The sequence below is a fragment of the Helicobacter monodelphidis genome (assembly GCF_003288845.1).
Taxonomy (GTDB): domain Bacteria; phylum Campylobacterota; class Campylobacteria; order Campylobacterales; family Helicobacteraceae; genus NHYN01.
The window spans coordinates 21,648-45,104 of the sequence record NZ_NHYN01000010.1; the positions used below are offsets into that span (position 1 = coordinate 21,648).

Consider the following 23,457-nt stretch of genomic DNA (forward strand, 5'->3'; position numbering starts at 1 on the left):
TACTAATTTTTTAAAGAAAATCAAAAAAATCTAGCAAATTTCTAAAGCTTGCAATAAAGTTAATCTCTCTTCTATGAATTCTTTGAATGCGTCTTGTAGAATTTGAAAACTTTTTGCATAGTCAATTTGTTCGTTACCATTAGCAAGAAGCCTATTTTGCGAGGTTAGAATTTCTAAGACAAATGTAATGATTTGGTGAGTATCTGAAAAAAGTTTCTGTCCTTGAATGAAAAGTTGTTCGACTTCTGAAACGACGATACCTCCACCTGTAATGGGAGAGGCAGCATAGATGCTTGACTTTTCGTGCATTTGACGCTCAAATAAATGGGTATTGAATTTTTTTGTTTGCTGTTGAAGTTGTTGATTTGGTTTTTGTGCGGGCATAACTAAACCTTGATGGATAATTACGCATAAAGAAGCAAGAAATTCTCTAAAGGGAAGTTTGCAATGTTCCATTATTTCAAATCCACTTTTTGGACGATAAGAATCTGTTGTGAGGAAATCTAGTATAACCAAAATAAAGCGATAAAAAATATTCGTTCCCTCTTGAGAAGTGCCTTTGAAGGTTTTGGGAAGCTTAATGAGCGTAAAAAATGTGTTAGAAATTTTTGCAATTCCTTCTTGTATGCCTAATGTTTGCTTCCCTCGCATAAAAATATCTAATCTAAATTGTCTATTGATACAATAATCCTTTATTTGTTCTTTAAAGATATCATCTTGTATCTGTTTTAAGGAGGTGAGTTCTAAAGAGTCTATATCCATATCAATGTGGTCAAGAATCTTTCCGCTAGCAGCAAAAGAACACTTGTTTGATTCTAATTTTTTAACCATTTCTGTAAAGTAGCAACAATTCCAATCTTGATTTAGATATTCGTGGGCAATGTATGCAACATTATGTTGTTTGAGTTCTGCTAAGAATTGTGGGTAATCAGGGAATGCTTTTGTGAAAGAGGTTTGTTTATTTAAGAACTCCTCAACAAAAGCGATACTTTGGGTAATACGTTGTTCCGCACTTCCACTTGTATTTTGAAAATACCCCATTAGTAGTTCTCTGATTGGATGTTTTTTTGCCCAGCCAGGAAAGGTATTGTAGCTAATATAAACAATACCTCCAACTTTAAGGAATTTTCTGATTATTTTTAAAATAACTTCTTGGTTTTGAATGCTTACCCAACTCCATACACCATGTAAAACAATAATGTCAAAAAAGGTATTTTCTGAATGGAGTCGTTCATATAGTTCTTCAAAGCTATCATCAAAAATTCTTGCTTTTGCACCACTTGCCTGTGCAAATTCTATAGCATTTTTAACATGGTTTGGGTTGAAATCTATTCCCATAAAATCTCCATCATTGCCCGCTGCATGGATATTGAAGCTACTCCCCTTACCAAATCCAAGTTCAAGATAACTGAGGTTTTTGATAGGTAAGATGGAATCCGCATGATTTATTTTTACTCCCGCGAGCGTAAGGTTTAATTGTAGCAATAAGGGACTCATTTCTGCTAAATAACCATCAACATATTCTAACTCCGTAAAATAGCCCTCATGCCATTCTTTCATTAAAAACTCCTTAATTCTTAGTTTATCTTTGTTGTAAAATAAATTCCAACTAACCACCATAAGCACATTGGCAATAAAAGACTCCACTCGGGGTGGATGAAACCGCTTTGTGCAAAACGAGAGAGTGCAAAGAAAATTCCCCATGAAACAAGAGCAATAAGAATGGAGCGAAAAATATAAAATGTCAATTCTCCATAACGCGTTGTGAGTGGCATTTTAGTAAAGACTAAAACTAAAACAGGGAAAACAAAGAGTGGAAAGATTGTTAGGGAATAAAGGATTCCACGAATTTTAGGAGATTGGATTTGTTCATTATTGAGCAGTATTAATGATGAAATTGCATCAATAATACTTACAGAACCGCTTTTTTCATAAATAATATCTAAAATTTTTGGACGAAATCCCTCTAAGATACCCATTGTTTCATCTTGCTGAATTTGCATAATTTTTTCTTTTGCATCAATATCTGGATTTAATGTAAAGATAGTTACATTTTTCAAGTTCCATCGGTTATTTTCAAAAAATGCTTCTTTTGCTTGAATGAGCTGGGTAAGATTCTTACCTTGTAGCGTATAGACGCGTATATCATTTGCTTTTTGTAATAAAGGAAAAATTTTATCAAAATAAATATAATTATTTTGATGCTTAACGAGTAATTCACCTTTATTTCTTGAGCTTGCATTTTGGTCGATAATGAGGTCAACATTCTCCTTCGCGTATGCAAAGGGTGTTGCGTTTAGGGCAATAAAACCAAGAATACAAATAAAGGCTGTACAAAAAATGGGTATTGCAATCCTTTTCTTACTGTATCCAAGAGATAAAAAAGCCGTAAATTCATTGTTCTTAAGGAGGGCGGAAAGCAAGACAACTTCTGCCAAAAGTAAGGAAATAGGAAAAATAAAGCCACAAGCATACATAAAGTCATAGAGAACAAAAAGGACAATCAGGTTTGCAGAATCTGGTAAATCGTTAGAATATTTCAAGGTATCAATACAGACAAAAAAAATCCCTAAACCAAAAGTAATAATAATAAGGTATTTTAAATAAACACGAATGAGAAAGAGGTAACTAAGTGGCATTAAGATGCCTTTAAAGTGTAAAGTGAGGCAATTTTCTCCCAATTTTCTCCTTGTATAAGCTGTAACACTGCTTCTGTGGCTTGCTTAAAAACACTTTGTAAAATTTCTAATTCTTCTTGACGGAAAGAAGAAAGTACATAATCTGCTCCACGTATCCCTTGAGAGCCAATCCCAATACGTAGCTTAAGATAGGGTGGAAGAAAAGAATCTATGGAACGCAATCCATTATGTCCTCCATGCCCACCTCCTTGCTTAAAACGCAAAGAACCTAAAGGTAAATCTAAATCATCATAAATGACGATAAGGCACTCACATCGGTAAAAATTCCAAACAGCATTCACAGAATGTCCTGAAAGATTCATATAGGTCGTGGGTTTCAAAAAAAGATTTGTGGAATATTTATAAAGTTCGCCTTGAAAAGCTGCCTTATGGATAGGGTTAGCTTCTCTGCCCTCTTGCAGGAGGGCGTGAAGAATTGCGTCAATACACAAAAAACCTGCATTGTGACGTGTTAATCGATATCGTTCTGTGGGATTTCCTAATCCTACAAAGAGATTCATTCAGCATCCTAGTTAACGTGATTTAACGACACCCACAACAGCAACAGAATCCCTATCGATGATTCTAACTCCTTCAACAGGGGCAATATCGCGTATAAGTAAAGAATCACCCACGCCCAAAGGAGCAATATCAAGCGGAAAATTCGCAGGAATTTTTTCTGGTGTGCAACGCACTTTGATTCTTTTTTTAGAAATTGTCAATGCACCCTTATCTTTCAAGCCTTTAGGTGTGCCGTGTAGTGCAATAGGAATGAAAAATTGTGCTTCAACACCGGGTTGCACAAGCATTAAATCAACATGTAAGAGATGGCTTGTTACGGGGTCTCTCTGATATTCTTGAATGACAACGCGATACTCTTTACCGCTGACTTTCACAGGGAAGACAAGCGTATCTTTGTGCTTCACAGCACGGATAAAGTCATTGACTTTGAATGCACAATGGGTGTTAGGTTGCCCCTTGCCATAAATATTTGCAATTAGATAACCATCCTTTCTAAGGGCTTTTGTTCCTGCCCTAGAAACACTCTCTCTAATTATTCCTTCTAACATTAGTAGAATCTCCTTTTCTAAGATAAAAGGCTGATTCTAGCATAAGATTCTTGAATCTTGCCTAAGATTTTGTTTTTTGTTGCAATTCGTATAGGATAATATATTTCCAAAAAACAGATTGTGCATTGTAGGAGGAGATGACAAAGCCGACATAGCCATGTAAGAATCCACGTTGTAAAAAATAGTTTTTAAAAAAACACCATACGCTACGTGTGACTGCTTTGATGGGTGAAGAATATTTGTGGTGAATGTGTTGTTTTGCAAAAAGTTCCCCATATCGTTTGATTTTCACCAAAAATTCTGTTGCATTCTCGAAGGGGTAATGCTCGATAAAGCCTTGTAGGGGTTTTGTTTGTAATTTTCCTTGCAGGGAAATAATTTTTTCATGTACCTCGCTATCATCAAATCGTGCATATTTGCGGTGATAAATGCCAACACAGCGGTCTTTATCCCAACCGCAGCATCGCACCCACTGCCCTTGATAAAAATTCTTTACCTCATAAGAATATGCAATGTGGGGTTCTAGGTGGGTATGCCGTAATTCAGCAATTAATGCATTTGAAGCAATCTCATCACTGTCTATGGATAAAATCCAATCATTTTTTGCAAGCGATGCTCCAAGTTGCTTCATTTTTCCAAAGCCAATAAATGGGTGCTGATGAATATTGACATTCTGGAATTGTGTAGCAATTGAGAGAGTAGAATCTTCTGAACCATTATCTAACACTACAACTTCGTCTAATTCTTGTAGAGATTCTAAAACCTTTTGTAGGTAATGTTCTGAATTTTTAGTAAGAATGACAGCTGATATTTGTATCATAATGTGCCTTATTGAATAATTTCATTAAATTCGGGACAAATATGTAGTAACTCTTCCTTATTATTTGCAATACCCTTAATAATTCCATTCTTGATAAATGCGATGCGATCGGCAAGCTCAACGGTAGAAAAACGATGAGTAATGATTAATGTGATTTTATCTTTCATTATTTCTCTGAGTGTTTCTTTAAAATTAGCTTCCGTTTTGTTGTCTAATGCACTTGTCGCTTCATCAAGAATCAAAACATCGGGATTTTGATAAAGAACTCTTGCAATGGCGATGCGTTGACGTTGACCGCCGGAGAGAGTTGCTCCATTTTCATCAAGAATTGTGTTGATGCCCTCCTGAAATTGCGAAACAAATTCCCATGCTTTAGCAGCTTTGAGTGCTTCAATCACGCGTTCATTGTCAATCTCTTCACCAAAACCAAGTGTTCCATAAGCGACATTATAGGCGATACTTTCGTTAAATATTGATACCCTTTGTGTAACAATGGCAACTTTGCGTCTCAAACTTTTTTGTGTAAATTCTCTGATGTTACAGTGATTAATTAATACTTGCCCACAACTTGCATCATAGAATCTCAAAATCAGTCCAACAAGGGAGCTTTTTCCACCACCACTATTCCCTACCAGCGCTAAAGAATCCCCTTTGTTGAGATGTAAATTAATGTTTTGTAATGCGTTTTCCTTGCCTTCATAGTGTAAATAAACATCGCGGAAGGTAATATCTTGAATATGAGTGAGGTTGTTGTGCCCATCTTGAACGATTATCGCTCGATTTTTTAACTCAAAAATACGTTCTCCAGCTGCAATAGCAATTTGGAATTTGTTGTGCATATTACTAAGGCGTTTTAAGGGTGTGTAAAGCATAAACAATGCGGTAACAAATGAGAAAAATTGAGGCATTTCTAATTTACCTTCAATGACTTGTGAGCCTCCAAGAAAAATGACCAATGCAAGGGCGATAGAACCCATTGATTCCATTGTATAAGGGGAAAGCTCACTGATACGAACGGCTTTAAGATTTAGCTTAAAGAGCCTCTCATTTTCTTCAGAAAAACGTTGTACCTCCAATTTTTCTGAAGCACTTGCTTTCAATACTTCTATGTTGTTAAAGATTTCTGTGAGTCTTGAGGTGATGTCTGAATTCTTCTCCTGTGTTCGCTTAGAGACTTTTTTCATACTTCTTGCAAGGAGAGAGAGCGGATATAGTGCTAAAGGAATAATTACTAAACCATAAAAAGCAAGTTCAGGGCTTTTGTAAATTACAACACCAACGAGGGCAATAATGGTGAATGCTTCACGGATAAATTCAGCACAATAATTTGAAATGGCGGATTGTACTTGTGCAATATCATTTAATAGTCGGCTAATTAATTCACCCGAACGTTTTTTGTTAAAAAAAGCCATCTCGAAAGACAACATTTTTTCAAGCAATTCATTCCGCAAAGTTTTTGTAATATTTTGCCCAATGTATGAGATGTAATAAGATTGTATAAATGCCCCTAAACCTTTGGTAAGGAATACTGCGACAATTACAAAGGGTAGAACAACTAATTGCACTTTGTCTTTATTGATAAAAATATCTTTTAAAACAACTTCAATTAAGTGTGCAGTTGCTGCTGTAGCACCAGCAACAAGGAGTGAGCCAAAAATGGCTATGACAAAATGAATTCGAAAACGCCTCATGTAGGGCAGAAAATTCTTAAAAAATCGTTTCATTGTGCGATTATATCAAAATTGCTACAATAGTGAAAGTGAATGATGTACAGAAAGGAATTTTGTGAAGATTTTAGTGGTTAAATTTCGCCATATTGGTGATGTTTTGCTTCTCACGCCTTTGATTGAGAATTTAGCTATCATATTTCCAAATGCACAAATTGATGTAGCGATTAATCAAGAGTCTGAAATGGTATTGCAAGGAAATCCCCATATTCATCAATTAATAGTCTATGATAGAGCAAAAATTAAAAAATCAAAGGGCTTAAATCGCTTGAAGTTAGAATTGCAATTTTTTTACTTTTTCGTCCAGAATCGCTATGATTATGTGCTGAATACAACAGAGGGTGATAGGGGTGCATTTATCGCTTTTTTAAGTCGTGCAAAACAGGTTGTTTCTCCAGTAAGCCACTCCTTTTTTGCTTACAAAATTACACATATTCTTCCACCCTACAAAGGACATATTGTTGAATCGCATTTAGATATCTTGCGTGTGCTTAAAAAAGAGATTTATAGTAAAAAAGTTTGTGCCTATTATGAAGAGTCTAATTGGAAGCAAATTCAGAGATTGGGTATAGAAGGTGATTTTGTATTGATTCACCCATTAAGTCGTTGGAAGTTTAAATGTATTGATGTGTCGCTTGTTGCTAAAATTATTGATTTTTGCCAGGAGGAATTGGGTGTTAAGGTTGTGTTAAGTGCTGCTCCCGCACAAGAAGAATTGCAAGAAATTCAAGAAATTCTTTCTGTGTGTCATAGTCAACCAATGAATCTAGCGGGGCAAATGACGCTGAAAGAATATATTGCACTTGCACATCACGCAAAACTTTTTATTGGTGTAGACACTGCAAATATGCATATCGCCGCTGCGATGAATACTCCAGTCATTGCATTTTTTGTTGCAAGTGCAGTTTTTCATTGGGGGGCTTGGGATAACGATTTAATGGAGTCAACATATTGCAATCAAGATGGTTTGCAGAGAATGGGAAAGCATACTATTTTTGTGAAAAATAGTGCATCAAGAGATAGTGAAATTATGGAGAATTTTCGTCAAAATGGGACTTTTAACATAAATAATTTTGATTTGAATCTTCTCTTTCAAGAAATTAAAGAAAAATTAAGGAATAAAAAATGAAAAGGAATTTTTTATATGCTATTATTTTAGGATTATTGATGGTTTGCTTACTTATCCTTCCTGTAAAAATGGGGGAAGAGGGAGCGAATCGTCATATTCCCATTTTAGGATATGTTGAAGATATTTCGCATAGTTACTATAATGAAACACTTTTAAAATTGAGTGCAACTTGGGCAAGTGTGAAATTTGCTAGTAAAATGGTTGCAGTTTTTCAACGTGGAGAAATTTCTTTTACCCCATTTGGAATGGGTGTTACAATTGCACCAGGTGAGCTGTTGGCTGCTGTGAGCGATAATTTAGAACGTGTCTCATCACTCCTTTTTTCCCTTATTTTAGTTGTGCTAGGAGAAAGGTTGGCAGTGAGCGTAATGACTTTTTTGACATTTAAGGTTTTTTTACCTTTTTCTTTACTTTTAATTATTCTTTCATTGCTTTTTAATACATTTAGAATAGTAACACAAAAATGGGGATTTTTGATATTAAAAACTACATTGCTTCTTTATTGTATTCTCCCTGCGAGTGCATTTTTAAGTGCTTTTGTACAATCTCATTATTTAGATGAAACCTATCAAAAAGAGATGGATTTTGTGCATTCTAAACAAGAGCAACTTGAATCTTTGGAAATTGTTTCCTATTCGCAAAAAATTTCTGAACAAGATGAGGTTCTATCACAGCAAAAGACGTCAACAGACTCTAGCTGGGTGGAACAAACTTTGCGGGAGGGTAAGAAAATTGCTGAATCGACTTTGGAGGGCATGAAGAAAACAATTAAACAGGTCAGTGATATGCATTTTGAGGAAATGCGAAAACAACTTTTGGAAGAATTTAATAATGCTTTAAGTTTTTTGGATGCAATGGTGGATCGTTTTATGAGTATTATCACGATTTTTTTACTAACAAATATTGCTATTCCACTTGTTTTATTTGTTGTTATGATGAGAATGGTAAATTATTTTTGGCAGAAAATCTAATCATCACATTTTGGAAATTCTTGTTGGTTGGAGAGTTGCTCCAAAAAAGTAGTAGCATAAGCACCTTTTGGTAAGCTAAAATGCAGTTCACCCTGTGCTTCCTGCGGAAAATAAATAAATTCTATATCACTTAAAAATACCCATGCCTGGCGACGAGTGCCTTCCTCTTGTAGGAGTGGTTCAAGAAATTGTTCTTCAAAAAATGCTGCTTCTTGGGTAGAATATTTTGTTTTTTTGCCACATATTAATCCTGTTGGCGTGATGTCTTGTTTTAAAAATCGTAAAGATTCTTGCATTAAATCAACAGCTTCAAAAAACTGCCCAAATGGGTAATGTGTTAAAATGTCCCCTTGTAAAATCTTAAAAAAATGGGGTTGTTTGTAAAGTGACTCAAGGTGAATTTGTGGGTATAAATGTGCAATATCCTTGGGTTTGAATTCTTGCAATAATAAAGAAAGCTGAATACGTTTGTTGAGCCATTGATTAAAAAGATGGCTCTGAAGGGCAGAGAATAGAAATTCACGCTTTTTTTTGTCTCGCATTTTTGCTTCCCCTTGTAGAATCTTCTTAGCAAGAATGTAGTTGTCTTGATTCTTGCCAAAACGTTGATAACCAAAATAATTAGGTATACCTGAATGTTTCAATTTTTGTAAAACAGATTCTAGGCGATTTGCTTCCCCTGGTAGAATTTTTTTAAGTCGCATACAAAAGCGATTACCTTTTAAATGTCCAATGCGAATTTTGTTGTGATGGTATTGGATAGAAAGAAGTTTGATTTGTGGGTGTTCAAATTTTTCTAGCAAAGGAAGAATTTTTTTTGGAAGTGTGATAGCTTGAGTGGTAAGTGCATTTTTATCCTTTAGTCCAGCATAGCCGATTTCAAAGCTTTTAACACCAAGTGTATTAGAAAGAATTTTAATGAGTTCAAAAGTGCTTAGATTCTTCTTGCGTATGAGAATATAGAGATGTTCACCGCTCTGAGATGCTTCATAGAGTGGAATTTCATTGACAATAAAATCGCGTGGACATGGGTTAAAGTAAAATTGTAAGGGTGCATGTTGCATTATTCTTAATCGTTCATTCATTATCTATTCCTTTGAAAGCTCCGAATAAGGGAGTGGATTACAAGAATTTGATTTATAAGAAGCACGAGATGGATATAGAAAATTTGTTCTTGCTTATCGTAGTTTGTTGGTGTCCTAAAGCTTTGTTGCCATTCTATAAAAGCATAGAGGATGAAAGCAAGAATGAGTCCAATAAAAGAACCCTGTTGTTTAGAAATATCCAATGCCATAATGGCTTGTTTGTGGTGAAATATCATTGTTTCAGCACGTAATAGGTAATTTCCAAAAATAAAAATAATTTGATAAAATGAATAAATAAGTATTGCAATATACAAAGGTGTACTCCTTGATATAAAAATATAAGAAAATATAAATATTAAAATAATAAAAAAAGGTAGTAATTCTATAAATAATAAAATTTTGTAGTAGGAATGCCGATTTAGAATCTTAGGATAGAGATAAGCAACAGCCCACATCGCAATAGCGAGAAAAATACCACCAATAGAGTAGGTTATAGGTGGTAGAGGTGTATATATTACAAAAACGCTCCCAATAGATAGTCCACTAAATAAAGAATTATAAAGTTTATAATTTCTATAATGATAAAAGGTTGTCATTGTGCATTAAAGTCAAAAAGTACGGGGATATCAATTCCGGCTTGCTCTAACGCACCAAAAAGTATTGCCCCCAAGAGTCCTGCGAAAAAACCTGCTAATGCATCATCACCAACAACACCTAACCCACCTTTAACTTTTTTATCGATTCTTCCAATAATGGAAGGTTTCCAGATGTCAAAGAGACGAAATAGAATAAATGCAAGAATGGATTGATAAATTCCAAAGCCAATCATTGCCATCGCAATCCATACGCCAACAAGTTCATCAATTACAATACATTTATTATCGTGAATGCCACCTTCTTTTTCGTATCCATCAATTATTTTAACGGCGATAACACCAATGAGTGCAGCGGCTAGAAATAAATTTGAAGCCGCAAAGTAATAAAGAATAGGTAAGCCTAACAATATGGCGATTAAGCTTCCCATTGTGCCGGGTGCTTTAGGAAACATTCCACTATAAAAAAGTGTGAGAAAAATCCAACGCATCTCTGCCTTAAAACCCACTCTGTGCATATATTCTTGTGTAATTTTGAATTCATTTTGTGCATATTCTTGTTTTTTTTGTTCATTTTTTAAGTCTTTATCCGCCTCTTGCTCCAGTTCAAGATTGCGCTGTTTTTCTTTTTGTTTTGCTTTTATTACTTCTTCTTTATTTGGCGGTGCAGAGAGAGAAAAGTTTTGTTTGTGGTGCATAGCTTGTTCCAGGTTTTGTGAAAAATCTTTTTTTTGCTCCATTATTTTTCCTAAGTAACTAAATTTGTTTGGTATAAATCCAAAAGGTTTAAATAAAATTCTTGGTCACTATAGTTGTTTAGCATACCTTGTGCATTAGGGATGATATCGTTATAAAGTTTTTCAAGTCGTTTGAATCTGTCAGGAAAAAGTTGATTTAATATCATCGCTGAAATTTCTTTACGCACTAAAATAGGGGGTGGTGGAATGCCTAAACGATAAAGTTCCATAATTGTTCCTGCACGATAATGCACATAGTGATGATGCCCATGTGGGCAAGACTTTACGCATACAATGGTGTTACAGATTGTACAATAGACATATTCGTTGATGATTTTAATGTCCATATTAAAGCCCTTTAGGGAATTAAAAATGTTATTAATTTCATTATTGTCGTAATAAAGGGATAATCCCATATAATTAGAGCCTGCTACCATACGATTACAACCAAAATTTTGTGCGATGAGCGCGTCCATAATGATACGATTTGCTCCACTTGATAGATAAGTATCATCTAAGGGAACAATAATTAGTTTATCATGAGAAAAGTAATTGTTAATGGTGTGTTGGAGCATTTTAAAACGTAATTGATAGGGAATTAATGGTGTAAAACCATAAGGTCTGAATAAGAATATAACAAGTAAATCACTGTCTTCTAAATTTAAACGTATAATTCTTTCATGCACTCTATGTAGTGGATTTGCTTGCAAAGTAAGGGCGGTAATACGTTTTGCTCCTAGTTCTTTTACTTTATCTTGAATCTTTTGTTGAATGTTGACCAGGTTTTGTTGCAATTCAATCTCATATTCACCACAAACTGCATAATTACCTAAATGTGAGTAGGCATATTTCGCACGTTGAGAGACAAGATCTCCTGCCATAATTTTTTGGAATCTTTTTTCTTTGTTAATTAAAAAGACTTCATTGACAAAAATTTGCCCATATTTTTTGCCCTCACAGACAATATCTAAAACTTCACCCTCATGTGTATTTTTGAGTATTTTTTCATTATGTTCACCACTTGGTGTTAATAGAAAGGGGAAAGGAAAACTCCGTCCTTGATATATACCACATTGATCAACCTCTGTAGCCTCTTGCTGATTCATTAATTTATGCACAGGGTTTAAAAGCCCAAGTTTACATAAACAGAGAATATAAATTGTTTCCCTGTCAATAAATAGGGTCTTGTTTTTTCTTGATAATTCCATATTTTTTTCGCTTCTCCCATAGACTTTTTCGAGACATTCCCAAACGACGTGAAAGTTCTGTGTCTGGGTATTTATGTTCATAACGTAAGATGATATTCCTAATGTAATCGTCGACGCATAAAATTTTCCCACAAAAGTCGATATTATCGACACCTTCTACATCTAAAACATTCTTGAATTCTATCTCTTCTAAGGCAATAAAAGAACTAATGATACGTTTATTCTCGATAATTTCAAAAAATTCCTTTCTTTCTGGTTTTTTTAAATCTTCAAGCCCAATCACATACATTAGGTCTGTATTTTTCTGTCGTAAATGGCCTAAATATTCACGCCAACCTTGATGGCTCTTTAGTGAAAAGAAGCTAAGAGAAATTTTTTCTTGCCTAGCATAAGAGATAATGAAAGCATCTGCACTTTTCTGATTCTGACTTCTTATGATAATTGGTAAAGTGACCTTGCTGTCATTAGGTGTTCTAAAATCACTAAGTACCATATCAACATAGTTGCGATAAAAAGTAACAAGTTGCTTAAGATGTTGAAAGGTGTGGTAATGTTCAATTTTTCTCACCAATTCATCAAACATAAATGGTTTCAAAATATAGTCTTTAGCACCCGCTTTTAAGGGTTTTGTAACCGTATCATCACTGACATAAGGAATCATTAAAATAATAATATTATCTTTATGTTGCTCAATAATAGGGTAGATGTTTTGTCCCATTAAGCTTGTTGAAAGTAAAATCACATCATATTCATCTTTGCATAAAGCATCGTTGACAAGTGAAACAGTATCACACTCAAATCCAAAATCACAGAGCTTTGCGGCAATGCTCTGTGCTAAATAAATCTCATTCTCTACAATTAAAACCCTCATTTTAAAACCCTCCAATCTAAGAATTTTAAGGTTGCAGTGCTTAAGACAGCAATACCCTCATTGCGTCCAAGAAATCCTAATTTTTCTGTTGTTGTTGCTTTAATGTTGATTTTGTATTGAGGAATATGTAGTAAAGAAGCTAATTTATGTTTCATTTCCTCCTTAAAAGGTGTGATTTTTGGAGCTTGTGCAATAATTGTTATATCAATATTCACAATATCAAAACCAACATTTTTAATAAACTCAACAACAATACGCGTTAAATCGCTTGAATCTGCTCCCTTAAAGCACTCATCAGAATCACTAAACCATTCTCCAATATCTCCAGCCCCAGCAGCCCCCAATAAAGCATCAATGAGGCTATGCAATGCAACATCGCCATCGCTATGGGCTTCAAAGGATTGAGAAAAAGGAATTTTTATGCCACAAAGCAAGATAAAATCCCCCTCTTTAAAACGATGCACATCAAAGCCATTGCCAATAAAGTAATCAGAGCAGGGTACACAAAGTGTTTCTAATAAATTGATATTTTCCCTATTTGTTAGTTTTTCAAGTTTTTTACTCCCTTGAACAAAGTGAATCTTCCCTCCATTTGCATAAATTGCACTACTTTCGTCATTGAATTCGCCCTTTTTTAGTGCATCCACAAGGGCATCTTTACGACTCAGTTGAGGAGTTTGAATTAACTTAATAGCCTGGCGATTGAGGTAGCCTAATTCTTCGCTATAAATTGTGTCTACCACCTTTAAGAATGGCACAATACAATCAGCCTGTATTTGTTTTGAGGCAACAAAAATACGTTCCAATACAGATAAATCAATCTGAAATCTCGCTACATCATTGACTAATACAAATGGTGTATCTACAAGGTTAAGAGCATTTAGCAAGGATTGTTGACGTGTTTCTCCCCCTGCAACAAATTCTAAGCCCTCGCCCCATTTTTGTGCGTAATCAATCTCCTGAGAATGTAATACAACGACGATTTTTGAAAAAGGGTGGAATGATTGGAATTGTTCAGCAACATATCGCCACAAAGGAATATCACCAATTCGTAACCATTGTTTTTTAATGCAGACTCTTCCATTAAAATCTTTTTTAAAGCGACTCCCTTCGCCAGCACCTAATAGTACTAAAGCAACTCTATCCATCTCCTATCCTTTATCTTAGCCTTAATGAGAATTTTTTACTCAACTAAATTTGGCACGAGTAGATTATACACAAAAAAAGCTTTTGTTATCTTTTTTATTGTCTATAATGGAGCATATTTTAGTTAATGATGTTATTTTTGGATAGTGCAGTGTGTAATTTTTGGAATAATTGGAGATAATTGATGTAAAGGGATGTTGTAATTTTCTGTTGCAGGAGAGATGAGGTGAATTCTGATTTGTAGTTTTTGGTGGGGCGGACAAAGTTTATTGCCATTTTATCCAGTAGCAAATTTTTGATATTTTTGTTGCTGATGATAAAGTGAGTATATTACCAACAAGTGATAGATAATTTATTATTTCAGAGGAGACAATTTAGCATCTTTTAAATTTTGCATTTGTTATTATCGATATAGAGGAATTCCTGTAAAAATTTATCTAATTTCAAAGTTGTTAAGGATTCAAGAATAGGTTTTCATAAACTGAGGTATAGATTCTTTTAAATACAAGAGATAATGAAATTTGTACTAAATTTGTTTTGGGTATAATCCGAAAAAAATGAGGATTTGATATGGCACACTATCGTCTAACAAGTGGAATTTTATATATGCTAACTTCATCATTTTGCTTTGCCTTAATGAATGCGTTTGCAAAAGCTTTATCTCAACACCACATTCCATCTATGCAAAATGTATTTTTGCGTTCTTTGGTAATGGTTTTTATTATGGTGTTGATTTATCTTTATCAATTCTCTTCCCATAAACCTAAAAAACAAATGAAAAAAGGTGGAGTCAAAAAGCTGATTATTCGCTTGAGTATGGGGGGGTTTGCCATGCTGTGTATCTTTTATAATATCGCAACAATGCCTTTAGGGATTGCGATTGCTTTTGCACAAAGTATGCCTTTGTATGCTGTTTTAATGGGTGTTTTATTTTTAGGCGAAAAGCTGAATTTGATGAGTTTTGTTGCCACATTGGTTGGTTTTGTAGGATTATTGCTGATGAGTAACCCTAATGTGAATGAATTAAGTTTTGTCGGTATTATCGTAGGAATTTTGAGTGGAGTGTGTATGGCAGCTGCATTTGTTACATTAAGGAGTTTAAGAGAATATTTCAGTAATGAATTTTTGGTTTTTGCATTTGGTTTATCTACAACATTCTTAGGATTTTTGGGTTTGTGGATTCCAATAGCAGGCGTAGGGGGATTTACTATGCCAAATATGTTTGAGTGGGTTTTGATTTTGGCTATGGGGTTGAGTGGTACGGTGGCACAATTTTTTTTAAATAAAGCTTATATGAATGCACCTGTTGGAGTTGTTGCTCCTATTGATTATTTCAGAATAATTTTTAGTGTTTTGCTGGGGATTGCTTTAGGTGATGCTTTACCGAATTTATCAACTATACTGGGAATGGGCTTGATTATTGTGGGCGGGTTGATCATTGCAGCTCCTGCACTGATGAGCGATATTAAAAAAATCAATCCTGTTGCATAAAATATTTGCTTTTAAGCACCCTAATGTTAGAATATATAACTAACCAAATGATTGAATAATGTAAGGAATTTTAATGCCAAAGCGAGAAGATATCAGTAATATTTTGCTGATTGGTTCAGGGCCAATTGTGATTGGGCAAGCATGCGAATTTGACTATTCAGGGACACAAGCAGCAAAAACTCTTAAGAAACTTGGCTATCGCGTTGTGCTGATTAACTCTAATCCTGCAACCATTATGACAGACCCAGAATTTGCCGATAGAACCTATATTGAACCGATTGCAGAAGAAGTGATTGCAGATATTATCAAAAAAGAGAAAATTGATGCAATTTTACCCACAATGGGCGGACAAACAGCTTTGAATGTCGCTATGAGTATGTATGAACGAGGTATGTTAGAGGGTATTGAGTTTTTAGGGGCGAAGCCAGAAGCGATAAAAAAAGGCGAGGATAGGCAAGCATTCAAAGAAGCAATGCTTAAAATCGGTATGGATTTGCCTAAGTCAAGCTATGCTTATACGCTTGATGAAGCAATGAATGCGGCAAAGGAGATAGGCTTCCCGCTTATTATCCGTGCAAGTTACACGCTTGCAGGTGGTGGCAGTGGTGTGGCTTATAATATCGATGAATTCAAAGCAATAGCACAAAATGGCTTAGAAGTGAGTCCTATTAATGAGATTCTTATTGAAGAATCTTTGCTTGGGTGGAAAGAGTTTGAAATGGAGGTTATTCGCGACAAAAACGATAATTGTATCATTGTGTGCAGTATCGAGAATCTCGACCCTATGGGCGTGCATACGGGAGATTCTATCACCATCGCTCCAGCTCTCACACTTACAGATAAAGAATATCAGCGAATGCGTGATGCAAGTTTTAAAATCCTGCGAGAAATCGGCGTAGATACCGGCGGGAGCAATGTGCAATTTGCCATTAATCCGCAAAATGGGCGAATGACCGTGATTGAGATGAATCCACGCGTTTCGCGTTCTTCCGCACTTGCCTCAAAAGCAACAGGCTATCCTATCGCAAAAGTCGCCACAATGCTTGCAGTGGGGTATAGCCTCGATGAAATCACCAACGACATTACAGGCACACCGGCGAGTTTTGAGCCAAGTATTGATTATATTGTTACAAAGATTCCGCGATTTACTTTTGAGAAATTCCCACAAGCTGATTCTACACTGACCACTTCGATGAAGTCTATCGGCGAGGTTATGGCGATTGGCGGGACATTCAAAGAGTCGTTGCAAAAGGCGTTATGTAGCTTAGAGACAGGTATCTTTGGATTCAATTCCTTAACTAATGATAAACTTGAAATTCAGAGGGAAATCCGTCGTGCGAATGCTAATCGTTTGCTTTATATTGCTGATGCATTTAGGATAGGATTTAATGTTGATGAGGTGTATGAATTTTGTAAGATAGATTATTGGTTTTTAAATGAAATTCATGAAATCGTTGTCTTAGAAAAGGAAATTTCATTTGAAAATATTAAGCAAGAGTCGTTTTTGCGTTCTTTAAAGAGTAGCGGTTTTAGTGATAAAATGATTGCGTATTGGGTAAATGAACATGATGGTTTAGATGTTCAAGAAAGAGAAATTTATGAGCTAAGAAAGGAATTGGGCGTAGTGCTTGAATATCGTGAAGTCGATACTTGTGCAGCTGAATTTGACACAAAAACTGCTTATCTGTATGGCGTTATACCTTTGATGCAACCTTTAAAACCAAGTCAAAAACAAAAATCAGACCAGAAGGTAATGATTATCGGCGGAGGACCTAATCGCATAGGGCAGGGTATTGAGTTTGATTATTGTTGCGTTCATGCAAGTTTTGCATTGGCGGATATGGATGTTAAGAGTATTATGTATAATTGCAATCCTGAAACGGTAAGCACAGATTATGATACAAGCGATACACTTTATTTTGAGCCTATCGATTTAGAACGCGTACAATCAGTTATTCAGAAGGAGAATCCGGAAGGGATTATTGTGCATTTTGGCGGACAAACGCCTTTGAAGCTTGCAAAATCCTTAACTAAAATGGGTGCAAATATTATCGGTACGAGTGCAAAGGTGATTGACATTGCAGAAGATCGTAAAAAATTTGCTAAATTTGTTGAGGAAAATCAATTACTTCAACCTCAAAATGGTACAGCTTTTACCAAAGAAGATGCATTAAGCGTTGCACAAAAAATCGGATTTCCAGTTTTAATGCGTCCAAGTTATGTGCTTGGCGGACGTGCGATGCGTATTGTGTATAACAGTGATGAATTATTGCAGTATATGAGTGAGGCGGTCAGTGTAAGTGAGGACTCTCCTGTATTGATTGATAAGTTCTTAGAAAATGCGATAGAACTTGATGTGGATTGTATTTGTGATGGGCAGAATGTGTATATCGGTGGAATTATGCAACATATCGAAGAGGCAGGGATTCATAGTGGGGATTCAGCCTGCTCACTTCCTGCACAAGCATTAAGTGAAAAGCAGCTTTTAGAAGTACAGAATGTTACTGCTAAAATTGCAAAAAATTTGGGTGTTGTTGGGCTTATGAATACACAATATGCTATTTATCATGGACAGCTTTATTTGATTGAAGTCAATCCGCGTGCAAGTCGCACCGTACCATTTGTGAGTAAGGCAACAGGTATTCCTCTAGCAAAAGTGGCAACACGTGTAATGTGGAATGTAACTACTCAAAAATTGCAAAATCCCCTCAAAGAGGCTTTGCAATTTTATGATAATTTTAAGCGCATTGACTATAGCGATGAGATTTTTAAGCCGAAGAAAATCACACATATCGCCATCAAGGAATCTGTATTCCCATTTAGCAAATTAAGTGGAGCCGATGTTTCTTTAGGTCCGGAAATGAAAAGCACAGGTGAGGTGATGGGGATTTCTAAAAGTTTTGGATTAAGTTTTGCAAAAAGCCAACTTGCTTCTAAGAATCCCTTACCTCTTTTTGGAAAAGTTTTTATTTCTCTTGCGGATTCAGATAAACCAAGTGGAATTCCAATTATTCAAGAATTATATGCTTTAGGATTTTCATTTTGTGCGACAACAGGGACGCAAAAGATTTTTGAGCAAACTTCCATACCTGTGGAGGTGGCATTAAAAATTTCTGAAGGGCGTCCAAATGTGTGTGATATGATAGCAAATAATGAAATTGCTTTAGTGATTAATACAAGTAATATACAATCTAATCAAGAAGATACTTGCAAGATTCGTACGCAGGTGCTTAAAAGTTCTGTTCCCTATTTTACGACAATTGCGGCAGCACAGGCAGCATTGAAGGCGATTAAAGAAAATAAGAATGGGGAAGTTTCTATTGTACGTGCAATTCAAGATTATCTTAAAGACTAAGAATGCAAATGGTTTATTTAACCCAAACAGATACGACAATTGGCTTTTTAAGTCAGAATATGGAGAATATTATGACTTTAAAGAAAAGAAAAAATAAACCTATTTTGATGGAAGTGTACTCTTTACGCGATTTGCAATATTATGTTCGTGTTCCGCATTTATTCAAAAATCGGATTAGACGCGGAGAAAAAACATCTTATCTTTATCCTAATAAAAAATGCTTGAGGGTTTCAAAAAATCAACGACATAATGAATTCTTGAGATGTTTTTCAAGATTACCGGGATTGTATAGTAGTTCTGCAAATAAAAGCGGACAAAGTTTTGATATAGAATTTGCTACAGAAAAAGCAGATGTAATCGTATATGAAAGGAATGTAGATTTTAGTCAGAATTTACCTTCCCGTATTTTTAAAATCAACACTATAAAAATTCAAAGAATTCGATAAGGAGGAAGTATGGTTTGGCGACTGATAACAATTTTATTTTTTGGGTGTTTATTTACGCTGATTCCTGTTGCTGGAATATTAGGTGCGGTGATGAATGGCTATATTCGTTATTATGAACTGCGTGATTGTGGACGTCCAGTTTTTTTTAACCCCTTTTTTTATGATACAATTTTTCATGCGGGTTATGGTTGGATTTTCTTGGGCGTTAGTTTTGTCGTAGGTATTTTTATGATCTTTCCTCCTTTTTTTGGAAATTTTTTTCGTTTAATGTATGTGATGAGTATTTTGGTTGTTTCATTGGGCTTTATTCCGTCTGTAGGCTTAAAGGTGGGTGAAAAAATGTTTTATCGTCCAGATACTCCCATTGCTTTAACAAATGGTGAAATTCATCGTGTTGATGTATTGTATAAGGGGCGCGAGGGTATACATTTTAAGGATGCAACAAAGGGTTATCCCTCTACTTTTATATGGGCAATTGTACAAAATGGAGAACAACAGAGATGTTATCGTGAAGTTGAATCACAACCCAAGAAATCACAACCCAAGCAACCGCAAATAACAAAGGAAGAAGCAGAGGCGTTAGGTATACAGCCACCTAAGGAAAAAAAGGGCTTTTTAGAGGTTTTACAACAAAAACTCTTTGGCGAGTAAAAGGATACTATTAGCAAGGGATTCTTTGAATCCATGCTGATAGTTTGATTAGGGTGAATCAGTGTTTTGTTCGAAGCATTCTTTGAATAAAGAATGCGATGACAGCCATAAAGCAGATGAGTCCAATTATATCTCCAAACGGGGAGTGTTCTATAATCGCAAGAGGAGAATCTCCGCCACCTGCGCTAATGGATACGACGATAATCCCTGCAATAAGAACGCCCATTAGTGATTCGCCAACAATAAGCCCAGAAGCAAGTAAAATACCTTTGTTTTGACGCTTTTTGATCTCTTCTGCGGAATAATGTTTGTGAAGGGATTTTAAGATGAAGAACCCCATAATTGAGCCAATTACAAGAGGGGTCTGCAATGTTGGTGGAAGATAAATCCCCATACCTACTGCTAGAGGCGGTAGGCTGAATGAAGTTTTCTTTTTAAGCACAATATCGACAAGAATCACGCTAACTCCAAGCCCAATTCCCCAAACAATATAGTTCCATTCCAGGGTACTGCTAAAAATACCTTGCGCAATATGTGTCATTAATGTTGCTTGTGGTGCAGAAAGTGCTTGAGACTCTGCCATGCCTTCACGTGGCATCATACCAGTAAAGCCATATGCCTCATATAGCAAGTTTAAGACAGGGGCAATAACCAACGCTCCGGCAATGCAACCTAAAACCAGTGCAATTTGTTGTCTATAAGGTGTTGCACCAACAAGAAAGCCTGTTTTTAAATCTTGCAAATTATCATTAGCAATACAAGCAATACTCACAATAACTGTTGTCATAAATAAAGCTAATGCAGTTGCGAAAGAAACACCTTCTGTTGAATCTAGAAGATGAAAAGATAAACCCAATGCAAGAACAATTAGTGATGAAATGATAACGCCAAGAATACCCACACCTGAAATAGGGCTAGAGGAGCTTCCAATTAATCCTGCCATATAGCCACAAGCAGCTGCAACAAAGAATCCCATACCTACAGAAACACAAACGCCAACAATAATATATATCCACAGCAAGTAGCCATCTAAGGTATTTGAAATAAAAGAATAAAAAACAACCCCTAATCCAAAAATAATAAAACAAGTTAAAAGGCTAATCGCAAAAGGTGAAAGGTCTGTGTCCTTACGATTAACCGCTATTCCCGCTTTTTTGTTTTTAATGCTTTGAATGGAAACGGAAATTCCATCAAAAATAGATTTTAATAAAGTAATGAGCGTCCAAATTGCGGCAATCCCAATCATTCCTACCCCAATAAAACGAACTTTTTGACTCCAGATTGTTTCTGCTATAGCACCAATATCGCCATGTACAGGCACTAAACTTGTATAATAGGGTACAAGAATACCCCATGCAATAAAAGAGCCAATAAGCATTGCAATTCCGCTTGCAATACCAATCAAATATCCAGCCGCCAATAAAGCAGTAGAAAAACCCATAGGAATTTGCGTAACCATTCCTCCCGCTGAAAACCAAAAATTTGCTTCCATTGAAAATAGGCGGAAGCCATTTGTGCAAAGCGTGAGCAATGAAGCAATTCCACTTCCAAGTAGAATTTCACGCATTGCATTTTTTGTATTTGATGTTGTTGCTGAACCTACTTTAAGAATTTCTGCAGCAGCAACTCCTTCAGGGTAGGGTAGGGGGCTATTTACAACCATCGCACGTCTTAGAGGAATGGTAAATAAGATTCCCAAACAACCACCACAGGCACAAAGGATAAAAGTTTGCCAGAATTCAAAATTTTGCCAATAGCCCATCATCAAAATGCTAGGAAGGACAAAAATAACTGCAGAGAGAGTTCCAGCTGCGGAAGCTTGAGTTTGCACAAGGTTATTTTCTAAAATATTAGAGTTTTTAAAGAATCGTAAAACAGCCATTGAAATAACTGCTGCAGGGATAGCAGAGGAGAATGTAAGCCCAACTTTTAAGCCAAGATAAACATTAGAGGCTGTAAATATAAGGGTGATAATACCCCCTAGAATCATACCTCTAAGCGTTAATTCAGGTAGCTGATTCATGGGCGCTCAATATGATAATTAGGAGATTCTTGTGTGATAAACACATCATGGACATGTGATTCTTTTAGTCCTGCTGAGGTAATTTCAACAAATTCTGCATTTTTCCATAGCGTTGGAATGTCCTTTGCACCGATATAGCCCATTGCTGCACGTAAGCCACCTAGCATTTGATGGATAACATCAGCAATTTTTCCACGATAAGGAACGCGTCCTTCAATGCCTTCTGGGACAAGTTTGCTACTGATGACTCCATCTTGAAAATAGCGGTCGCTACTACCCTTATTCATTGCCCCTAAACTGCCCATTCCACGATAATTCTTATATTGTCTTCCTTGAAAAATAACCATATCGCCAGGAGATTCTTCTGTTCCAGCAAGTGCAGAACCAATCATTACACTACTTGCACCAGCTGCAAGGGCTTTTGCAATATCTCCAGAATAGCGAATACCTCCATCAGCAATAACAGGTATATTGTATTTTTGTGCAATCAAAGCTACTTCATCAATGGCTGAAATTTGTGGGACTCCCACTCCAGCGACAATACGCGTCGTACAAATACTGCCTGGCCCAATACCTACTTTTAACCCATCAGCTCCAGCATCTATCAATGCTTTTGCTGCTTCAGCCGTTGCAATATTTCCTGCTATTATATCAATGTTGCACTGTTTTTTAATTTCTTTGATTGTTTCAATAATGGCTTTAGAATGTCCATGTGCACTATCTAATACAAGTAAGTCAGCTCCAGCATCAATTAGTGCCTTTGCTCTATCATATTGTTTAACACCAATCGCTGCACCTACACGTAATCGACCAAATTGATCTTTATTTGCATGAGGATATTCAATTTTTTTCTGAATATCTTTAATCGTGATAAGCCCCTTGAGTTTACCATTCTCATCCACAATAGGTAATTTCTCAATACGATGATTGTGCATAATACTTTTTGCTTCTTCTAAGCTTGTACCTACCTGTCCAGTTACTAATGGTGCTTTTGTCATTACTTTGCTGACTGCTTTTGATAGATCATTCTCAAAACGAATATCACGATTTGTAAGAATACCTAAAAGATTACCTTTTTCATCAACAACAGGAACTCCAGAAATTTTATAGTTATCTGTTAGATTTTTTGCCTCTGCTAAGGTGTTATCAGGTCTCACAAAGATTGGGTCAATAATTACACCACTTTCACTTTTTTTCACTTTTTTGATTTGTGAGCATTGGGAGCTAATGTCCATATTTTTGTGAATAATACCTATTCCACCTTGCCTTGCCATTGCGATGGCGGCTTTGTATTCTGTGACGGTATCCATCGCCGCTGAAACAATAGGTGCGTTGAGTTTAATATTTGATGTTAGTTGGCTTTGTAGGCTAACCTCTGTTGGGAGAACTTCTGAATATTGAGGGATTAATAAGACATCTTCAAAAGTGAGAGCACGTTTTCTAATTTTCATTCCAA

20 protein-coding genes are annotated in these 23,457 nt (G+C 35.8%); 6 read left to right on the top strand and 14 right to left on the bottom strand.

The features are described 5' to 3' along the window. Window positions 1-30: 30 nt before the first annotated feature. The 6 genes from CCZ01_RS05540 to CCZ01_RS05565 all read right to left on the bottom strand — a co-directional run bounded on the left by CCZ01_RS05540 (window position 31) and on the right by CCZ01_RS05565 (window position 6,259). The gene (locus tag CCZ01_RS05540; protein ID WP_181566331.1) at window positions 31-1,560 is read right to left on the bottom strand and encodes a class I SAM-dependent methyltransferase; all 1,530 of its coding nucleotides are present in this window, start codon (window positions 1,558-1,560) and stop codon (window positions 31-33) included. 17 nt (window positions 1,561-1,577) lie between these two features. Then, window positions 1,578-2,639 (bottom strand): LptF/LptG family permease, encoded by a 1,062-nt coding sequence (locus CCZ01_RS05545; protein WP_112052235.1) that lies wholly within the window; start codon window positions 2,637-2,639, stop codon window positions 1,578-1,580. Continuing rightward, on the bottom strand, window positions 2,639-3,199 hold the full coding sequence (pth, locus tag CCZ01_RS05550; protein WP_112052236.1) for an aminoacyl-tRNA hydrolase: 561 nt from the start codon (window positions 3,197-3,199) through the stop codon (window positions 2,639-2,641). The genes CCZ01_RS05545 and pth overlap by 1 nt, the downstream gene beginning before the upstream one ends. A 12-nt stretch (window positions 3,200-3,211) precedes the next feature. Beyond that, window positions 3,212-3,748, bottom strand: a complete 537-nt coding sequence (locus CCZ01_RS05555; RefSeq protein WP_112052237.1) for a 50S ribosomal protein L25/general stress protein Ctc — start codon at window positions 3,746-3,748, stop codon at window positions 3,212-3,214. Between the two features lie 61 nt (window positions 3,749-3,809). After that, the gene (locus tag CCZ01_RS05560; RefSeq protein WP_112052238.1) at window positions 3,810-4,568 is read right to left on the bottom strand and encodes a glycosyltransferase family 2 protein; all 759 of its coding nucleotides are present in this window, start codon (window positions 4,566-4,568) and stop codon (window positions 3,810-3,812) included. Between the two features lie 8 nt (window positions 4,569-4,576). Then, window positions 4,577-6,259 carry an ABC transporter ATP-binding protein gene (locus CCZ01_RS05565; RefSeq protein ID WP_343216169.1) on the bottom strand — a complete coding sequence of 561 codons (1,683 nt, stop codon included), beginning with the start codon at window positions 6,257-6,259 and terminating at the stop codon, window positions 4,577-4,579. Between the two features lie 94 nt (window positions 6,260-6,353). Here CCZ01_RS05565 and rfaQ point away from each other — a divergent pair, with 94 nt between their 5' ends. After that, window positions 6,354-7,424 carry a putative lipopolysaccharide heptosyltransferase III gene (rfaQ, locus tag CCZ01_RS05570; protein WP_112052240.1) on the top strand — a complete coding sequence of 357 codons (1,071 nt, stop codon included), beginning with the start codon at window positions 6,354-6,356 and terminating at the stop codon, window positions 7,422-7,424. After that, window positions 7,421-8,395, top strand: coding sequence for a hypothetical protein (locus tag CCZ01_RS05575; RefSeq protein ID WP_112052241.1), 975 nt, complete (start codon window positions 7,421-7,423; stop codon window positions 8,393-8,395). Before rfaQ ends, CCZ01_RS05575 begins: the two co-directional genes overlap by 4 nt. Here the strand turns inward: CCZ01_RS05575 and truD are convergent. From truD to CCZ01_RS05605, 6 genes are all read right to left on the bottom strand, one after another. Next, window positions 8,392-9,480, bottom strand: a complete 1,089-nt coding sequence (gene truD, locus CCZ01_RS05580; RefSeq protein ID WP_112052242.1) for a tRNA pseudouridine(13) synthase TruD — start codon at window positions 9,478-9,480, stop codon at window positions 8,392-8,394. The genes CCZ01_RS05575 and truD overlap by 4 nt on opposite strands. Continuing rightward, window positions 9,480-9,794 (bottom strand): hypothetical protein, encoded by a 315-nt coding sequence (locus CCZ01_RS10375; protein ID WP_181566332.1) that lies wholly within the window; start codon window positions 9,792-9,794, stop codon window positions 9,480-9,482. The genes truD and CCZ01_RS10375 overlap by 1 nt, the downstream gene beginning before the upstream one ends. 278 nt (window positions 9,795-10,072) lie before the next feature. After that, complete coding sequence (locus CCZ01_RS05590; RefSeq protein WP_458692858.1) at window positions 10,073-10,813, bottom strand: phosphatidylglycerophosphatase A family protein; 741 nt, start codon at window positions 10,811-10,813, stop codon at window positions 10,073-10,075. 8 nt (window positions 10,814-10,821) lie between these two features. Continuing rightward, a complete protein-coding gene (locus CCZ01_RS05595; protein ID WP_112052244.1) occupies window positions 10,822-12,018 on the bottom strand; it encodes a sulfate adenylyltransferase in 1,197 nt (398 codons plus the stop codon). Then, a complete protein-coding gene (locus tag CCZ01_RS05600) occupies window positions 11,981-12,889 on the bottom strand; it encodes a response regulator (RefSeq protein WP_112052245.1) in 909 nt (302 codons plus the stop codon). The genes CCZ01_RS05595 and CCZ01_RS05600 overlap by 38 nt, the downstream gene beginning before the upstream one ends. Continuing rightward, window positions 12,886-14,037, bottom strand: a complete 1,152-nt coding sequence (locus CCZ01_RS05605) for a bifunctional 2-C-methyl-D-erythritol 4-phosphate cytidylyltransferase/2-C-methyl-D-erythritol 2,4-cyclodiphosphate synthase (RefSeq protein ID WP_112052246.1) — start codon at window positions 14,035-14,037, stop codon at window positions 12,886-12,888. The genes CCZ01_RS05600 and CCZ01_RS05605 overlap by 4 nt, the downstream gene beginning before the upstream one ends. Window positions 14,038-14,605: 568 nt before the next feature. Here CCZ01_RS05605 and CCZ01_RS05610 point away from each other — a divergent pair. From CCZ01_RS05610 to CCZ01_RS05625, 4 genes are all read left to right on the top strand, one after another. Next, on the top strand, window positions 14,606-15,526 hold the full coding sequence (locus CCZ01_RS05610) for a DMT family transporter (protein WP_112052247.1): 921 nt from the start codon (window positions 14,606-14,608) through the stop codon (window positions 15,524-15,526). 73 nt (window positions 15,527-15,599) lie between these two features. Next, complete coding sequence (carB, locus tag CCZ01_RS05615; RefSeq protein WP_112052248.1) at window positions 15,600-18,881, top strand: carbamoyl-phosphate synthase large subunit; 3,282 nt, start codon at window positions 15,600-15,602, stop codon at window positions 18,879-18,881. Window positions 18,882-18,883: 2 nt separating this feature from the next. Further along, complete coding sequence (locus CCZ01_RS05620) at window positions 18,884-19,327, top strand: Sua5 YciO YrdC YwlC family protein (RefSeq protein ID WP_258436809.1); 444 nt, start codon at window positions 18,884-18,886, stop codon at window positions 19,325-19,327. Between the two features lie 9 nt (window positions 19,328-19,336). Further along, the gene (locus CCZ01_RS05625; protein WP_112052249.1) at window positions 19,337-19,978 is read left to right on the top strand and encodes a hypothetical protein; all 642 of its coding nucleotides are present in this window, start codon (window positions 19,337-19,339) and stop codon (window positions 19,976-19,978) included. A 58-nt stretch (window positions 19,979-20,036) separates the two neighbouring features. Here the strand turns inward: CCZ01_RS05625 and CCZ01_RS05630 are convergent, their stop codons facing one another. Together CCZ01_RS05630 and guaB are read right to left on the bottom strand one after the other, a co-directional pair. Then, a complete protein-coding gene (locus CCZ01_RS05630; RefSeq protein ID WP_112052250.1) occupies window positions 20,037-22,001 on the bottom strand; it encodes an OPT family oligopeptide transporter in 1,965 nt (654 codons plus the stop codon). Next, the gene (guaB, locus tag CCZ01_RS05635; protein WP_112052251.1) at window positions 21,998-23,452 is read right to left on the bottom strand and encodes an IMP dehydrogenase; all 1,455 of its coding nucleotides are present in this window, start codon (window positions 23,450-23,452) and stop codon (window positions 21,998-22,000) included. The genes CCZ01_RS05630 and guaB overlap by 4 nt, the downstream gene beginning before the upstream one ends. Between the last annotated feature and the right edge of the window lie 5 nt (window positions 23,453-23,457).

Coding starts and splice junctions, on each gene's coding strand:
- CCZ01_RS05540 (WP_181566331.1), bottom strand. CDS start 1,560: ATGAAAGAATGGCATGAGGGCTATTTTACGGAGTTAGAATATGTTGAT.
- CCZ01_RS05545 (WP_112052235.1), bottom strand. CDS start 2,639: ATGCCACTTAGTTACCTCTTTCTCATTCGTGTTTATTTAAAATACCTT.
- pth (WP_112052236.1), bottom strand. CDS start 3,199: ATGAATCTCTTTGTAGGATTAGGAAATCCCACAGAACGATATCGATTA.
- CCZ01_RS05555 (WP_112052237.1), bottom strand. CDS start 3,748: ATGTTAGAAGGAATAATTAGAGAGAGTGTTTCTAGGGCAGGAACAAAA.
- CCZ01_RS05560 (WP_112052238.1), bottom strand. CDS start 4,568: ATGATACAAATATCAGCTGTCATTCTTACTAAAAATTCAGAACATTAC.
- CCZ01_RS05565 (WP_343216169.1), bottom strand. CDS start 6,259: ATGAGGCGTTTTCGAATTCATTTTGTCATAGCCATTTTTGGCTCACTC.
- CCZ01_RS05575 (WP_112052241.1), top strand. CDS start 7,421: ATGAAAAGGAATTTTTTATATGCTATTATTTTAGGATTATTGATGGTT.
- truD (WP_112052242.1), bottom strand. CDS start 9,480: ATGAATGAACGATTAAGAATAATGCAACATGCACCCTTACAATTTTAC.
- CCZ01_RS05590 (WP_458692858.1), bottom strand. CDS start 10,813: ATGGAGCAAAAAAAAGATTTTTCACAAAACCTGGAACAAGCTATGCAC.
- CCZ01_RS05595 (WP_112052244.1), bottom strand. CDS start 12,018: ATGGAATTATCAAGAAAAAACAAGACCCTATTTATTGACAGGGAAACA.
- CCZ01_RS05600 (WP_112052245.1), bottom strand. CDS start 12,889: ATGAGGGTTTTAATTGTAGAGAATGAGATTTATTTAGCACAGAGCATT.
- CCZ01_RS05605 (WP_112052246.1), bottom strand. CDS start 14,037: ATGGATAGAGTTGCTTTAGTACTATTAGGTGCTGGCGAAGGGAGTCGC.
- CCZ01_RS05610 (WP_112052247.1), top strand. CDS start 14,606: ATGGCACACTATCGTCTAACAAGTGGAATTTTATATATGCTAACTTCA.
- carB (WP_112052248.1), top strand. CDS start 15,600: ATGCCAAAGCGAGAAGATATCAGTAATATTTTGCTGATTGGTTCAGGG.
- CCZ01_RS05620 (WP_258436809.1), top strand. CDS start 18,884: ATGCAAATGGTTTATTTAACCCAAACAGATACGACAATTGGCTTTTTA.
- CCZ01_RS05625 (WP_112052249.1), top strand. CDS start 19,337: ATGGTTTGGCGACTGATAACAATTTTATTTTTTGGGTGTTTATTTACG.
- CCZ01_RS05630 (WP_112052250.1), bottom strand. CDS start 22,001: ATGAATCAGCTACCTGAATTAACGCTTAGAGGTATGATTCTAGGGGGT.
- guaB (WP_112052251.1), bottom strand. CDS start 23,452: ATGAAAATTAGAAAACGTGCTCTCACTTTTGAAGATGTCTTATTAATC.